The organism is Arthrobacter sp. Soil763 (assembly GCF_001428365.1).
GTDB lineage: Bacteria > Actinomycetota > Actinomycetes > Actinomycetales > Micrococcaceae > Arthrobacter.
Genome location: NZ_LMSH01000003.1, coordinates 501,799 through 516,938, shown reverse-complemented (window position 1 = coordinate 516,938; position 15,140 = coordinate 501,799). Strand labels below are relative to the sequence as shown.

Genomic DNA, 15,140 nt, shown 5'->3' with positions numbered 1-15,140 from the left:
TCTCAATTCCACTTGAACCAACGGGTTGCCGCGAGGCCGGCCAGCGCCGTCCAGAGCAGCAGGACAAAGGCGGCGGCCAGGTTGACGCTGCCGTGCAGGAAGGCGTCCCGCAGCGCCTGTCCCAGCGCGCCGGAGGGCAGGAAGTGCACCACCGCCTGCGCGGCTGCGGGGAGCCGCTCGGCCGGCAGGACGATGCCGCCCAAAGCTCCCAGCAGGATCCACAGCAGGTTGGTGATCGCCAGCGTTGCCTCGGGCCGGACGGTCCCGGCCACGAGGAGACCCAGCGCGGTGAAGGCCGCGGCCCCGAGGACCAGCAGCAGCAGTCCCGGCAGCAGGCCCGGCAGGGAGGGGCGCCAGCCCAGCGGCAGGGCGACGGCGGCGACCACCAGAACCTGCAGCACCAGCACCGCCAGCACGGCCAGGACCTTTCCGAGGATGAGCCCGGTCCGGCCCAGCGGCGTGGTGGACAGGAAGCGCAGGACCCCGTAGCGGCGGTCGAAGCCGGTGGCGATGCCCTGGCCGGTGAAGGCGGTGGACATGGCGCACAGGGCCAGGATGCCCGGGACGGCGATGTTGACCCGGCTTGAGCCGAGGCCGTCCAGCAGCGGGGTGACAGTGAGTCCCACCAGCGCCAGCAACGGAAGGATGACCGCCAGGATCAGCTGCTCGCCGTTGCGGAGCATGGTGACGGTCTCATACCGGCCCTGCAGCAGGACGCGGCGCAGCAATGATGCGGGCCTGCTGCCGAGCGTCGCCGCGGCGGGGGAGGTACTCATCGGGTCTCCCTTCCGGAGATGTCGAGGAAGACGTCTTCCAGGCTGCGGGCCGCCAGGCTCATCGAGGCGGGCATGATGCCGCGGGCGGCCCACCACGCCGCCACGGCGGAGAGGTCCGCCGGCGTCAGCGGGCCGGTGGCGCTGTAGCTGCCGGCGCGTGTTTCGCGGACGTCGACGGCGTCCGGCAGCACACCGGCGAGGTCCAGGCCCGGTTCGGCCTCGAAGAGCAGGGTGCGGATGTGCTGCCCCGCCGTGTCCTCCGTCAGCTCATGCCGCAGCAACTGGGCGACGGTGCCCTCGGCGACGTTGCGCCCGGCGTCGATGATGTAGACGTAATCCGCCAGCCGCTGGGCGTCGTCCATCAGGTGGGTGGTCAGGACAATGCCCATGCCGCGGTCGCGCAGCTCGCCGATCAGCTCGAACACGAGCTGCCGGGACTGCGGGTCCAGGCCGGCGCTGGGTTCGTCGAGGAAGAGCACCTCGGGCCGGCCGACCAGGGCCGCCGCGAGGGCCAGGCGCTGCTTCTGCCCGCCGGAGAGCCGCCGCACGGAGGTGCGGCTGAAAGCGTCGATGCCCAGCCGGGCGATCAGGTCGTCCACCGGCCACGGGTCCTGGTACATGCCGGCGATGTGCCGCAGCAGCGGCACGGGACGGGCCGACGGCGGCAGCCCGCCGTCCTGGAGCATCACGCCCACCCGGGCGCGCAGTTCGGCGCCGGCGGTGTCAGGGTCCGCGCCAAGCAGGCTGATCGTGCCGCCGGTCCGCTTCTGCAGCCCCTGGGCGCACTCGATCGTCGTGGTCTTGCCCGCGCCGTTGGCGCCCAGCAGCGCCGTGACCTGGCCGCGTTCGGCGGTCAGGGACAGCCCGCTGACCACCCGCAGCATCTTGCCGTCAAGGCTGGGCAGCGGGCCAACATCCTTGATGAGCCCGCGGATGGTGAGGGCGGGGGATTCGGGAGATCGCACCTGAGCATTCTACGCGATGTAGTAGCCGCGGAGCCGAGCCCGGCCCGCGGCGCGGGAAGCCATGCCTTACTGGATCGGGGGAGTAAATTACGACATGATTGTGTTGTGTATTCCATGAGCCCCTCGACGTCCGCTGTGCCCGCAGCCGAGCCTGTCGCCGCGCCCGTGCGCGCGGAGCCGCTCGCGGCGGGCCGGGCTGCGCACGCGCGCGAGGCCGACGAACGCACCCGGGACCGGGTCCAGGCCGCGGTGCTGGAGCACGGGCCGATCAGTGCCGCCGAGCTGGGCGAGATGCTAGGCTTCACCCCGGCCGCGGTGCGCCGGCACCTGGACCATCTCTCCCGCAACGGCGTCATCGAGGTCAAGCGCGCTGCCCGGGCAGGCGCCGGCGCGGGCCGGCCCGCCCGCCGCTACGTGCTCAGCTCGCAGGGCCAGTCCAGCCTGGGCAACGACTACCTGGACATTGCCGGGTCCGCCCTGCGGCGGATCGGTGACCTGGCCGGCCCGGAGGCGGTGCGCGAGTTCGCCGTCGAACGGTTCGCGCAGATGGAACGCCGCTACGCGCCGGAGATCGAGGCCGCGGGGGCTGACATCACGGCCCGCGCCCGGGCGCTGTCCGCGGCCCTGAGCCGGGACGGTTTCGTCGCCTCGGCGCAGTCCATCGAGGCCAAGGCACCGCTCCCGGCGGCGCTCTCGAGCGTGCAGCTGTGCCAGGGCCACTGCCCCATCCAGCAGCTGGCCTCGCAGTTCCCGGTGTTCTGCGAGGCGGAGACGGACGTCTTCTCCCGGCTGCTCGGCGTCGACGTCCGCCGGCTCTCCACGCTGGCGCGCGGCGGACACGTCTGCACCACCCACATACCTACGGGCCGTCCGGCCGCTCCCGGGGCCACCAGCCTCGCGGGCCAGGACAGTCCGGACGAAGTATCCAACCATCTGCAAGAAAGGCCGTGATGACGGACCAACTATCAGAGAAGAAGGTTGCTGAATCCACGGTGATTTCGGAGATTCTGGAAAAGAATCCCGAGCTCCACGGAATCGGCACCTACGAGTACGGCTGGGCCGACAAGAACGACGTCGGCGCCAACGCCCGCCGTGGTATCGATGAAGAGGTCGTGCGTGACATCTCGGCCAAGAAGGGCGAGCCCGAATGGATGCTCGACCTCCGCCTCAAGGGCCTGAAGTACTTCGACCGCAAGCCGATGCCCACCTGGGGCGCCGACCTCTCGGGCATCGACTTCGACAACATCAAGTACTTCGTGCGCTCCACGGAGAAGCAGGCCGCCAGCTGGGAGGACCTGCCCGAGGACATCCGCAACACCTACGAGAAGCTGGGCATCCCGGAAGCCGAGCGCAGCCGCCTCGTCTCCGGCGTCGCCGCCCAGTATGAATCCGAGGTGGTGTACCACCAGATCCGCGAGGACCTCGAAGCCCAGGGTGTCATCTTCCTGGACACCGACACCGCGCTGCGCGAGCACCCGGAGATCTTCCAGGAGTACTTCGGCACCATCATTCCGGTCGGAGACAACAAGTTCGCGTCGCTGAACACCGCTGTCTGGTCCGGCGGCTCCTTCGTGTACGTGCCCAAGGGCGTCCACGTGGACATCCCGCTGCAGGCCTACTTCCGCATTAACACCGAGAACATGGGCCAGTTCGAACGGACCCTGATCATCGCGGACGAGGACTCCTACGTCCACTACATCGAGGGCTGCACCGCGCCGATCTACACCTCGGACTCGCTGCACTCCGCCGTCGTGGAGATCGTCGTGAAGAAGGGCGCCCGCGTCCGCTACACGACCATCCAGAACTGGTCCAACAACGTGTACAACCTGGTCACCAAGCGCGCCGTCTGCGAAGAGGGCGGCACGATGGAGTGGATCGACGGCAACATCGGTTCCAAGGTCACCATGAAGTACCCGGCCGTGTACCTGGTCGGTGAGGGCGCCAAGGGCGAAACCCTCTCGATCGCGTTCGCCGGCGAGGGCCAGCACCAGGACACCGGCTCGAAGATGGTGCACATCGCGCCGAACACGAAGAGCTCGATCATCTCCAAGTCCGTGGCCCGCGGCGGCGGCCGTGCCGCTTACCGCGGCCTGGTCCAGGTCCGCGAAGGCGCCAAGCACTCGGCCAACACGGTCCGCTGCGACGCGCTGCTGGTCGACACCATCAGCCGCTCGGACACTTACCCGTACATCGACATCCGCGAGGACGACGTCGTGATGGGCCACGAGGCCACGGTCTCGCGCGTCAGCGAAGAGCAGCTGTTCTACCTGATGTCCCGCGGCATGCGTGAGGACGAGGCCATGGCGATGATCGTGCGCGGCTTCATCGAGCCGATCGCCCGCGAGCTGCCGATGGAATACGCGCTCGAGCTGAACCGCCTGATTGAACTGCAGATGGAAGGATCGGTCGGTTAATGACTGACATCACTACTGAAAAGGCGCGCATCGGCGCGCCCTCATCCCAGCCGTTCATCGACGGTTTCACCGAGGAAGGCGAAAGCCTTTCGCCGCTCAACTCCGCCGAGTCGAAGGCACCGCTCGCCGGTGACGCCGTCAAGGCGCACTCGCACGGCGGCGGCGTCGGCGTCCCGGACAGCTCGCGCGCCGGCCGCCTGACCTCCTACACCCTGGCGGACTTCAAGCCGCTGACCGGCATGGAAGAGGACTGGCGGTTCACCCCGCTCAAGCGCCTCCGCGGCCTGCACACCGAGGTCCTCGGCGGGGCCGCACCGGCCGTCGCCGTCACCGCGCCCGAGGGCGTCCGGGTCGAGACGGTCGGCCGGGACGATGCCCGCATCGGTTCCGCGGCCATCCCCGAGGACCGGGTGTCCGCCAACGCCTGGGAAAACTTCGCCGAGGCCACGGTCATCACCGTTCCCGCCAACGTCCAGACCGAAGGCGAGGTCAGCGTGGTGCTGACCGGTCAGGGCGAAGCGGCCTCCGCGCAGCACCTGGTCATCATCGCCGAGAAGTTCTCCCGCGGCGTCGTCGTCCTGGACCACCAGGGCAGTGCCGTCGTCTCGGAGAACGTGGAAATCCTCGTTGAGGACGGCGCGGAACTCACCGTCATCTCGCTCCAGGAATGGAACGACGACGCCGTGCACGCCTCCTCGCAGCAGGCGAAGCTTGGCCGCGACGCCAAGTTCAAGCACATCGTCGTCAGCCTCGGCGGCGACCTGGTCCGCGTCACGCCGTCGGCCCGCTTCACCGCGCCCGGCGCGGAAGCGGAAATGTTCGGCCTGTACTTCGCCGACGCCGGCCAGCACCTGGAGCAGCGCCTCTTCGTCGACCACGCGGTCGCGAACTGCAAGTCCAACGTCCTGTACAAGGGCGCCCTGCAGGGCCGCAACGCGCACACCGTGTGGGTGGGCGACGTCCTGATCCGCAAGGAAGCCGAAGGCACCGACACGTACGAGGCCAACCGCAACCTGGTCCTCACCGACGGCGCCCGCGCCGACTCCGTGCCGAACCTGGAAATCGAGACCGGCCTGATCGCCGGGGCCGGCCACGCCAGCGCCACGGGCCGTTTCGACGACGAGCACCTGTTCTACCTGATGGCGCGCGGCATTCCGGAGAAGGTCGCCCGCCGCCTGGTGGTCCGCGGCTTCCTCAACGAGATCATCCAGCAGATCCGGGTTCCCGCCATCGAGGAACGCCTCACGGCCGCCGTCGAGCGCGAGCTCGCCGCCACGGACAACTAGACGACGGACCAACGGAGAGGACACGGGATGACGGAACAGCCAAAGGGCGAGCTGGTGTGCAACGCCGCGGAAATCCAGGTGAAGCAGGCCCTGCGCATCCTGATCGACGACTACCCCGTAGCGGTCGTGAAGGATTCGATGGGGGAGATCCACGCGATTGGTGACACCTGCTCGCACGCGGACATCTCGCTCTCCGAGGGCGAGGTGGAAGGCTGCACGATCGAATGCTGGGGCCACGGCTCCCAGTTCGACCTGCGCAGCGGCCAGCCCCTGCAGCTTCCCGCCTACGATCCCGTGCCCGTCTTCGCGGTCACCGTCCAGGACGGCGGCGTCTATGTAGACGTCAGCACGGTCCTGAACGGGGCCGAGGCTCCGAACGCCGGCTGACCCGGCCACCCAGCTCCACAAAACTTTAACGACCAGAAAACCGCACCGCCGCCGAGCCGGCGGTGCAGAGGAGAACGAGACATATGTCTACTCTTGAGATCAAGGACCTGCACGTCAGCATTGACACCGAGCAGGGCACCAAGGAAATCCTGAAGGGCGTCAGCCTGACCATCAAGACCGGCCAAACCCACGCCATCATGGGCCCGAACGGTTCCGGCAAGTCCACCCTGGCCTCCACGATCGCCGGCCACCCCCGCTACAACGTCACCGGCGGCACCATCACGCTCGACGGCGAGGACGTCCTGGCGATGAGCGTCGACGAGCGCGCCCGTGCCGGCCTGTTCCTGGCCATGCAGTACCCGGTCGAGGTCCCCGGCGTGAGCATGACCAACTTCCTGCGCACCGCCAAGACCGCGATCGACGGCGAAGCGCCCAAGCTGCGTACCTGGACCAAGGACGTCAAGGAAGCCATGGCGAAGCTGCGGATCGACGCCGACTTCACCCAGCGCAACGTCAACGAAGGCTTCTCCGGCGGTGAGAAGAAGCGCGTGGAGATCCTCCAGCTCGAGCTCTTCAAGCCCAAGTTCGCCATCCTCGACGAGACCGACTCCGGCCTGGACGTTGACGCCCTGAAGGTCGTCTCCGAGGGCGTCAACCGCGCCCACGCCGAAGGCAACATGGGCACCCTGCTGATCACCCACTACACCCGGATCCTGCGCTACATCAAGCCGGAATTCGTGCACGTCTTCGTCGACGGCAAGGTCGTCGAAGAAGGCGGCCCCGAGCTGGCCGACCGCCTGGAAGAAGAGGGCTACGACCGCTACGTCCAGGGCGCCGGAACCGCCACCATCGCCGCAGCAGACGCCGCGGCACAGGCCTAGTTAGGACTACGCCATGACCGAAACCAACACGGCCCGCACGGGCCTCGAGGACGTCGAAGAGGCGCTCAAGGATGTGATCGACCCTGAACTGGGCGTGAACATCGTTGACCTGGGCCTGCTCTACGGCCTCAAGTACTCCGATGACGACGGCGCCCTGCTGATCGACATGACGCTGACCACCGCCGCGTGCCCGCTTACCGACGTGATCGAAGAGCAGGTGGGCAAGGCCCTGGACGGCATCGTCGACGACTGGCGCCTTAACTGGGTCTGGATGCCGCCATGGGGTCCGGAGCGGATCACCGAGGACGGCCGCGACCAGATGCGCGCCCTCGGCTTCAACATCTGAGTTCCTCCCCGGACGCACAGACGGCGGCGGGCCCACCTCGTGAGGTGGGCCCGCCGCCGTCTTTTGCGCCGTGCCGGCATCGGGTGCGCCGTCACCGCCATTCAGCCCGTCATAAGGGCGGTGACGCAGCAGCCGCCCGGCTACGGGGTTGCGACTTTAAAGGTGTCGCACTGGTTGATGTCGCCGGTCTTGTAGCCCTGGTAGAACCACTTCTGCCGCTGGGCGCTGGAACCGTGGGTCCAGGACTCCGGCGACACTCGGCCGGTGGCGGCCTTCTGGATCCGGTCGTCGCCGACCGACGAGGCCGCGGACAGGGCGTCCTGCAGGTCCTGGGTCTTCAGCGGCTCCAGGAACGGCTGGCCGCTCTTCGGGTCCTTGGTGGTGGTGGCGTACCTGACCCACAGGCCGGCGTAGCAGTCCGCCTGCAGTTCCACGCGCACCGCGCCTGACTCCGGTCCCTTCGGGTCCTGCTGGGCACGGTCGATCGTGCCCAGCACGTTCTGGATGTGGTGGCCGAACTCGTGCGCCACCACATACTCCTGGGCCAGCGGGCCGCCGGAGGAGCCGAACCGGTCCACGAGTTCCTGGAAGAAGCCGGGGTCGAAATACGCCGTCTGGTCGGCGGGGCAGTAGAACGGGCCCACCTCGGACGTGGCGCTGCCGCAACCGGTGTTGGTGGCACCGCGGAACAGCACGGTGTCCGGCTGCGGGTACTTGCGGTTGTACTGGGCCAGGTATTCCGGCCAGAACGCGTTCAGGCTGTTGACCGTGCCCACGATCCGGCACTCAAGGTTGGCATCAGCGTCGGCGCCGGTCTTGCACGCCGGGGCGGTGCTCTGGGTCTGGGACTGGTCGCCGGTGGTGCCGGCCAGGCCCTCGAGCAGTTGCGGGTTGATACCGAACAGGGCGGCCAGGAGCAGCACGATGCCGCCGCCGATCCCGCCGCCGATTTTGGTGCCGCGGCCCATGCCGCCGCGGCTTTGGACCTGGGAAGGGTCCAGCTGGACGTTGTCATTGAAACTCATGCTGAAACAATATCCCCTGCCACCCGCGGCGGAGAGTCCGGCCGGTAAAGTTGATCCGATGCCTTTCCTCGACCGACTCCAGCGCTGGGCCGACGACCGTCCCGACGGGACGGCCGTCGCCGTGGCCGGAAAGCGGCTGGACTGGGCCGGGCTGCGGGACGCGGCGGCGGCCCGGGTCCCGGCGTCGCCGGCCGTCACCGTGCTGGCGGAGCCGAATTCCCTGGATTTTGTGGTGTCGTTCGCGGCGGCTGTGGCGGGCCGGCGCCGCTGTGCCGTCCTCGACCCGACCTGGCCGCCGGAGCTCCTCGAGGGGCTGCGGTCCAGGATCTTGGCGGCGCCGCCCGGCGGGATGGGGGACCTCGGCGCCAGCGCGGGGCTCACGGACGGGCCGCCGGATACGCCGTTCCTGGTGGGGCTGACCTCCGGGACCACGGCCCTGCCGAAGGCCTTCAGCCGGTCGCGGCGTTCGTGGCAGGTCTCCTTCGATTCCTCGATCGAGTTCTTCGGCCTGACCGCCCGGGACCGGACGCTGGCCCCGGGACCGCTTGCCGCCAGCCTCAACCTCTACGCTCTTGCGGAGTGTCTGTACGCCGGCTCCGAGTTCCATGCCCTGGAGCGCTTCGACGTCGGCGATGCGCATACCGCCATCGCCCACGACGGCATCACCCGCCTGGTGCTGGTACCGACAATGCTCCGCCTGCTCAGCGAGCGCGGCCTGGCCGGCGGCGTGGACGCCTCCGGCCTCCGAAGCATCATCTGCGCCGGGTCAAAGCTGGACGCCCGGACGCTGGAGGCCGCCCGCCGCTGGGCGCCCAGCGCCACCATCTTCGAGTACTACGGCGCCGCCGAACTCAGCTTCGTCGCCGGCGCCGGTCTCGCCCCGGCCGGAGCCCCGGCGTCGAACGCAGGCCCTGAGGGAACCGGCATCGGCCGGGCGTTTCCCGGCGTGGACATCAGGATCCTCGACGGCGCGGGGAGGCCGCTCCCGGACAGCGAGGTCGGCAACGTCAGCGTCCGCAGCGGCATGGTCAGTGACGGGTACCTGTGGGGCGACGACGGGGAGGCGCTGCGGTGCTTCGACGGCTGGTACACGGTGGGGGACCAGGGGTACCTGGCCGACGGCATCCTGCACCTGCTCGGCCGCCGCTCGGACATGATCAACACCTCCGGTACCAACGTGTACCCCCACGAGATTGAACTCGCCCTCGCCTCGGTCCCGGGCGTCGCGGCGGCCGTGGCGGCCGGTGCGCCGGACGGCCTGCGCGGCCAGCGGGTCGTAGCCGCCGTGCTGGCCTCGCACGGCGGCCTGACCGCGACCCAGCTCCGGGCGGGTCTGGAGGACATCCTGCCGCGCAGCAAACGCCCCCTGGACTACTACGTGGTGTCCGAACTTCCCCTGACCGACCGCGGCAAGCCCAGCCGTCCGCTCCTGCTCGCGTGGATCGCCGGCAACGATCCACGCCTTCGGCGCCTTGGCTGACAACCGGACCCGCGTGCGGACCCGCGCGGCAGCCGCCGGGCCCGCGGCGCTCCCGGATGACCGGCAGCCCGTCATCATCGCCGCCCGCCGGACCCCGGTCTGCCGTGCCCGGGGAGCCCTGAAAGCTGTGCCGGCCCAGGAGCTGCTGGCCCCGGTCCTGCGCAGCCTGCTCGCCGACTCCGGAGCCGCGCCCGGGTCGGTCGCCGACGTCGTGGCTGGCAACGCCGTGGGCGGCGGCGGCAACGTTGCCCGGCTCTCGGCGCTGGAGGCGGGGCTGCCGGCGGCCGTCCCGGGACTGACCGTGGACCGGCAGTGCGGCTCAGGGCTCGATGCGATTGTCCTGGCGTCCCGGATGGTCGCGTCCGGTGGCTCCTTCGGCGGCAGCTCTCTTGGCGGCGACGGCGCCGTCTACCTCGCCGGCGGGGTGGAAAGCATCAGCACGGCCCCGCTGCGGGCGTTCCCCGGCGCCGACGGCCCCCAGTTCTTCAGCCGCCCCCGGTTCGCCCCCGACAGTTTCGGGGACCCGGACATGGGCGTGGCGGCCGAGAACGTCGCTGCCCGCTTCGGTATCAGCCGGCAACGGCAGGATGACTTCGCCCTGCGCAGCCACCGGCGTGCCCTCGCCGCCGCGGCCGCCGGAGCGTTCGACGGCGAAATCACCGCCGTGCCTGTCGCGGGCGGCACCGCGGCCGCGGATGACGGGCCGCGCCGGTCCCTCACTGCCGCCACGCTCGCGCGGTTTCCGGCCGCCTTCGTCGCCGGCGGCACCGTGACGGCCGGCAACTCCTGCTTCGACGCGGACGCGGCAGCCGCCGTCCTCGTCACCTCCGTGGCGCAGGCCCGCGCCCTGGGGGCCCGGGACGGGCTGCTGGTGCGGGCGACGCGGACCGCGGGCGTGGACCCGGCCCTGCTGGGGATGGGGGCGGCGGCCGCCGCGGAGCGCCTGTTGGCGGATACCGGAATCTCGGCCTCGGAGCTCGGCCTGATTGAGTTCAACGAGGCGTTCGCCTCCCAGACCCTGGCGTGCCTTGACCAGCTCGGCATCGACCCGGAGCGCGTCAACCTCGACGGCGGAGCCCTCGCCCTCGGCCACGCCTACGGCGCCTCCGGTGCGGTGCTCGTGACCCGGCTCCTGGCCCAGGCCCGCCGGCAACGCGTGGACGGCCTGCTGGGACTGGCGATGATCAGCATTGCCGGCGGGATGGGGACCGCGGCGCTGTTCGAGTACTGCACGCTGTCCTAGCCGGCCCTTCCATCCCGACGGACATGCTCATTCTTCGGGACGGTGAGTGGGCATAATCCGGTATGCCCAGTGGTCGGCCCCGACGACGGGCATGTCCCGTGGCGTTGAGGCTCAGTCTTCCGGGCCGGTCTCGCCGAGCCCGCGGGCGGCCAGGGCTTCGCCGGTCTGCCGGGCGAAGGCCACCGTCGTGATGAATACCGGCAGCACCAGGGCCCGGGGATTCCGGTCCAGGCCGCGGGCCCGGGCGGAGTCCCGCACGTCCGCGTAGGCCCCGGCGATAAACGGAATGCTGCGCAGCATGACGGCAATCGTCAGGGCGAAGCGCTCCGGATCGGCGCCCAGCCGGCGGAATGGCCGGGCCAGTGAGGCGACGCCGTCCAGCAGCGCCTGGACCGGAGTCGAAACTGTCAAAATCGACGCGGCCACGACACAGACCAGGATATTCAGCACGATCCGGGCCGCCGTCGGACCACCAAGCTGCCACCACTGGAACAGCCCGACCATGGCCAGCACCGGAAGGACCGGCCGGACCGCCCGGAACAGCCGGCGGCCGCCGGCGCCCGTACCCAGAAAGACGGCACAGAGGAGCGCGAGGACCACGGCGGCGACGGCCCAGTCGGCGACCAGGAAGGACGCCATGCCGCAGACCAGCACCAGCAGGAACTTCAGCCACAAGGGGGACCGGTGCAGCGGCGACGCGCCGGGGACGTACTGGGCAGAGAGGAAGCCATGGCCTCTCACGGGCCCGCCTCCGGCAAACCAGCACCGGACGCTGCCGGCCCCGGCGCCGCTGCTCCGGGAGAGTCCCCGGGGTCCGCCGTGCACAGGGCACGGTAGAACCCCACCGCCTCCGCCGGGCCGCCGTCGAACACAATCCTGCCGGCGTCGACCACCAGCACGCGGTCCAGGTCGAGGGCGAGGTCCAGGTCGTGGGTCGAGAGGATGACCTGCTGCTCGAGGCCGGCCAGGGTCCGGCGGAGCAGTTCCCGGTTCCGCAGGTCCAGCAGGGTGGACGGCTCATCGAGGACCAGGATGTCCGGGTCGACGGCCAGCACGGCGGCGAGAGCCATCAACTGCCGTTCGCCCCCGGAAAGCTCATAGATGCTCTGGTCCGCGAGCGCCAGCAGCCCGAACCGTGCCAGCACCGCCTCCGCCCGGGCGCGCCGCTCACGCCCGTCCCGCACCGAGCGGCGCAGCGACAGCTCCACGTCCTCCCGGCCGGTCGGCATCACGAGCTGCGAGAGCGGATCGGTGAAGACGAAGCCCACCCGGCGCCGCACCGACCGCACCCCGCGGACCGTGTCGGCGCCGTACACCGTGACAGAGCCCGAGCTCGGCGCGACGAGGCCGTTCAGCAGCCGCAGGAGGGTGGATTTGCCGGAGCCGTTGGCGCCGATCACGCCGATGCGGCGCTCGGACAGCGTCAGCGAGACCTCGTCCAGGAGCGTCTTCGGCTCCGCCCGGCCGTCGACGGCGACCCGGACGGCCGCGCGGTCGATGACAATGCTCACGCGGCGCCGTCCGCGCGCCGGATCCGCCGCAGCAGCAGGTCCGGGAACGCCTTGTGCAGCGCCAGCGCTATGGTCACTGCCAGGATGTTCTTTAGCACATCGCCGGGGTAGAAGGCGAGGTCGGCAAGGAACGCCGCGCTGAAGCTGAGCTTGGCGTTCACCGCCATGCCGAGGATGCCCAGGCCGTGGACGAAGATGATGCTGCTCACCATCGCCGCGCAGAAGAGCAGCACGGCGCGCACCTTCCCGGAGCCGGCACGGGTGCGGCGGAGCACGACGACGGTCAGCGCACCCAGCGCGGTGGCAGTCAGCAGGAAGCCGAAAATGTAGCCGGCGGAGGGCCCGGCCAGGACACCGAGGCCGCTCCGGCCGCCGCTGAAGATCGGCAGCCCGGCGAAGCCCAGGAGCAGGTACAGCCCGACGGCGGCGAAGGCGCGCCCGGGGCCCAGGGCGAGTCCGGTAAGCATGACCGCGAGGGTCTGCAGGGTGATCGGGACGCCGAGGCCGCCCACGGGGATGGCCGCGATCAGCGCCGACACGGCGATCAGGGCGGCGAAGACGGCGATCAGCCCCAGATCGGTCGCGTCCCACCGGCGCGGCCGGGCAGCCGTGGCAGCGGATGGTGCGCCGGTTCCCGGAGTAGCAGCCTGTGCGGCGGTCGGCATGGCTGCGGACTGGGTGGCCGCGGGCGCGTCGGGCCCGGCGGCGGCAGGGGCGGCGGGACCGGGCGTCTGCGCAGGGGAGGCGCCGCCTCCCGGCTGGCTGGTGTAGTTCATGGTGTGTCCTTCGTGCGGGCGGTAAGGGGGCCTTTCTTCCGACGATACGGCCGCGGTGGCGGCCCCATTTTGTAGGCCTCCCACTAAACCGGAGCCCCCGCTCTGGACAACCACTCCAAAGGGCCGGGACGGGCCGTGCCACTGCGCCGGGACGGGCCAAGCCGTAGCGCCGGGGGACCGCGGCCCAGGGGACGGACGGCCGCGGCCGGCGCCCGCCGTCGGCCGCCGTGCCAGGCGGATGTCACCCGGCGCGGACTCGGCCGGTAGACTGGTTAAGGCCGTTGTTCCGGCCATTCTGCCCCGGCCCCGTTCAGACTCCATCCGTTGTGCCGCGGCGTTCCCTGTTGTGAAAGGCCTTAGCTGCATTGATTACCGTCCAGGATCTCGAACTGCGCGCCGGCGCCCGTCTGCTTATGGACCAGGTGAGTTTCCGGATCGACAAGGGGGACAAGATCGGCCTGGTCGGCCGTAACGGTGCAGGCAAGACCACCCTGACCCGTGTGCTCGCCGGCGAAGGCCTGCCCGCGGCCGGCAAGGTCACCCGCAGCGGCGAGATCGGCTACCTGCCCCAGGATCCCCGCACCCCGGACATGGAGCAGCTGGCCCGCGACCGCATCCTCTCCGCCCGCGGCCTGGACATCGCCGTCGGCAAGCTCCGCGCCGCCCACGAGGAGATGGCCAGCGAAGATGCCGCCGTCCAGCGCAAGGCCATGAACCGCTACGACCGGCTGGAGTCCGAGTTCCTCGCCGCCGGCGGTTACGCCGCCGAGGCCGAGGCCGCGGCGATCTGCTCCAACCTGGCCCTGCCGGACCGGCTGCTGAACCAGCCGCTGAAGACCCTCTCCGGCGGCCAGCGCCGCCGCGTGGAGCTGGCCCGCATCCTGTACTCCGACGCCGAGACCATGCTCCTCGATGAGCCGACCAACCACCTCGACGCCGACTCGATCGCCTGGCTCCGGGACTTCCTGAAGAACCACCAGGGCGGCCTGATCGTCATCAGCCACGACACCGAGCTGCTCGAGGCAACGGTGAACAAGGTCTTCCTGCTGGACGCCAACCGCGCCCACATCGACATCTACAACATGGACTGGAAGCGCTACCAGGTCCAGCGCGAGACGGACGAGCGCGCCCGCAAGCGCGAACGCGCCAACGCCGAGAAGAAGGCCCAGGTCCTCATGGACCAGGCCAACAAGATGCGCGCCAAGGCCACCAAGGCCGTGGCCGCGCAGAACATGGCCAAGCGCGCCGAACGCCTGCTCGGCGGCCTCGAGGCGGTCCGCGAAACCGACCGCGTGGCGGCCCTGCGCTTCCCGGATCCGTCCCCGTGCGGCAAGACCCCGCTGACCGCGGACGGGCTGAGCAAGTCCTACGGCTCCCTGGAGATCTTCACCGACGTCGACCTCGCGATCGACCGTGGCTCCAAGGTGGTCATCCTGGGCCTCAACGGCGCCGGCAAGACTACGCTGCTGCGGATGCTCGCCGGAGTGGACAAGCCCGATACCGGCGAGGTCATCCCCGGGCACGGGCTGAAGGTGGGCTACTACGCGCAGGAGCACGAGACCCTCGACGTGGACCGCACCGTACTGCAGAACATGCGCTCGGCGGCCCCGGACATGAACGACGCCGAGGTCCGCGGCATCCTGGGCTCGTTCCTGTTCTCCGGCGACGACGTCGACAAGCCCGCCGGCGTGCTCTCCGGCGGCGAGAAGACCCGGCTGGCCCTGGCAACGATCGTCGCCTCCAGCGCCAACGTGCTGCTGCTCGACGAACCCACCAACAACCTGGACCCGGCCAGCCGCTCTGAGATCCTGGGCGCGCTGCGCAACTACACCGGCGCCGTCGTGCTGGTCAGCCACGACGAAGGCGCCGTCGAGGCGCTCAACCCGGAACGGGTCGTCCTGCTGCCCGACGGCGTCGAGGATCTCTGGAACGACGACTACCTGGACCTGATCACGCTGGCGTAGGCGCCCGGCCTCGGTCGCCGTCCGGCTTCTGGTGAGCCCTGCTCACCTTCGCGCCTCACGCGAATGATTTGCCGCGTGCTCGCTCG

The 15,140-nt window shown here is 70.2% G+C and carries 15 protein-coding genes; 9 read left to right on the top strand and 6 right to left on the bottom strand.

The window, feature by feature from the left end; translation table 11 throughout:
* Nucleotides 1–2: 2 nt before the first annotated feature.
* Both ASG71_RS12080 and ASG71_RS12075 read right to left on the bottom strand, forming a co-directional pair.
* Nucleotides 3–776, bottom strand: a complete 774-nt coding sequence (locus ASG71_RS12080) for an ABC transporter permease (RefSeq protein WP_056739514.1) — start codon at nt 774–776, stop codon at nt 3–5.
* On the bottom strand, nt 773–1,741 hold the full coding sequence (locus ASG71_RS12075; protein ID WP_056739512.1) for an ABC transporter ATP-binding protein: 969 nt from the start codon (nt 1,739–1,741) through the stop codon (nt 773–775). The genes ASG71_RS12080 and ASG71_RS12075 overlap by 4 nt, the downstream gene beginning before the upstream one ends.
* Before the next feature lie 105 nt (nt 1,742–1,846).
* Here ASG71_RS12075 and ASG71_RS12070 point away from each other — a divergent pair, with 105 nt between their 5' ends.
* The 6 genes from ASG71_RS12070 (at nt 1,847) to ASG71_RS12045 (ending at nt 7,055) form a co-directional block, all read left to right on the top strand.
* Complete coding sequence (locus ASG71_RS12070) at nt 1,847–2,692, top strand: helix-turn-helix transcriptional regulator (RefSeq protein ID WP_235564073.1); 846 nt, start codon at nt 1,847–1,849, stop codon at nt 2,690–2,692.
* Entirely contained in the window at nt 2,692–4,155 is a 1,464-nt protein-coding gene (sufB, locus tag ASG71_RS12065) for a Fe-S cluster assembly protein SufB (RefSeq protein ID WP_056739510.1), read from the top strand. The genes ASG71_RS12070 and sufB overlap by 1 nt, the downstream gene beginning before the upstream one ends.
* Nucleotides 4,155–5,441, top strand: coding sequence for a Fe-S cluster assembly protein SufD (gene sufD, locus ASG71_RS12060; RefSeq protein WP_056739508.1), 1,287 nt, complete (start codon nt 4,155–4,157; stop codon nt 5,439–5,441). Before sufB ends, sufD begins: the two co-directional genes overlap by 1 nt.
* A 27-nt stretch (nt 5,442–5,468) precedes the next feature.
* Nucleotides 5,469–5,828: a non-heme iron oxygenase ferredoxin subunit gene (locus tag ASG71_RS12055; RefSeq protein ID WP_056739506.1), complete on the top strand. Its 360-nt coding sequence runs from the start codon at nt 5,469–5,471 to the stop codon at nt 5,826–5,828.
* Nucleotides 5,829–5,911: 83 nt separating this feature from the next.
* Entirely contained in the window at nt 5,912–6,709 is a 798-nt protein-coding gene (sufC, locus tag ASG71_RS12050) for a Fe-S cluster assembly ATPase SufC (protein WP_056739504.1), read from the top strand.
* Between the two features lie 13 nt (nt 6,710–6,722).
* Entirely contained in the window at nt 6,723–7,055 is a 333-nt protein-coding gene (locus ASG71_RS12045; protein ID WP_056739502.1) for a metal-sulfur cluster assembly factor, read from the top strand.
* A gap of 140 nt (nt 7,056–7,195) precedes the next feature.
* Here ASG71_RS12045 and ASG71_RS12040 read toward each other — a convergent pair whose 3' ends face one another.
* Complete coding sequence (locus tag ASG71_RS12040; RefSeq protein ID WP_056739500.1) at nt 7,196–8,080, bottom strand: neutral zinc metallopeptidase; 885 nt, start codon at nt 8,078–8,080, stop codon at nt 7,196–7,198.
* 58 nt (nt 8,081–8,138) lie between these two features.
* On the opposite strand from ASG71_RS12040, the gene ASG71_RS12035 reads away from it, so the two are divergent.
* Both ASG71_RS12035 and ASG71_RS12030 read left to right on the top strand, forming a co-directional pair.
* Entirely contained in the window at nt 8,139–9,560 is a 1,422-nt protein-coding gene (locus ASG71_RS12035; RefSeq protein ID WP_056739498.1) for a class I adenylate-forming enzyme family protein, read from the top strand.
* Complete coding sequence (locus tag ASG71_RS12030) at nt 9,553–10,803, top strand: thiolase family protein (RefSeq protein WP_235564072.1); 1,251 nt, start codon at nt 9,553–9,555, stop codon at nt 10,801–10,803. The genes ASG71_RS12035 and ASG71_RS12030 overlap by 8 nt, the downstream gene beginning before the upstream one ends.
* A gap of 111 nt (nt 10,804–10,914) precedes the next feature.
* Here ASG71_RS12030 and ASG71_RS12025 read toward each other — a convergent pair whose 3' ends face one another.
* The 3 genes from ASG71_RS12025 to ASG71_RS12015 are packed head-to-tail and all read right to left on the bottom strand — an operon-like array spanning nt 10,915 to nt 12,979.
* Complete coding sequence (locus tag ASG71_RS12025; RefSeq protein ID WP_056739496.1) at nt 10,915–11,544, bottom strand: energy-coupling factor transporter transmembrane component T family protein; 630 nt, start codon at nt 11,542–11,544, stop codon at nt 10,915–10,917.
* Nucleotides 11,541–12,314 (bottom strand): energy-coupling factor ABC transporter ATP-binding protein, encoded by a 774-nt coding sequence (locus ASG71_RS12020; RefSeq protein ID WP_056739493.1) that lies wholly within the window; start codon nt 12,312–12,314, stop codon nt 11,541–11,543. Before ASG71_RS12020 ends, ASG71_RS12025 begins: the two co-directional genes overlap by 4 nt.
* The gene (locus ASG71_RS12015) at nt 12,311–12,979 is read right to left on the bottom strand and encodes a biotin transporter BioY (protein ID WP_056739999.1); all 669 of its coding nucleotides are present in this window, start codon (nt 12,977–12,979) and stop codon (nt 12,311–12,313) included. Before ASG71_RS12015 ends, ASG71_RS12020 begins: the two co-directional genes overlap by 4 nt.
* A 476-nt stretch (nt 12,980–13,455) precedes the next feature.
* On the opposite strand from ASG71_RS12015, the gene ASG71_RS12010 reads away from it, so the two are divergent.
* Entirely contained in the window at nt 13,456–15,054 is a 1,599-nt protein-coding gene (locus ASG71_RS12010) for an ABC-F family ATP-binding cassette domain-containing protein (RefSeq protein WP_056739491.1), read from the top strand.
* Nucleotides 15,055–15,140: the final 86 nt, after the last annotated feature.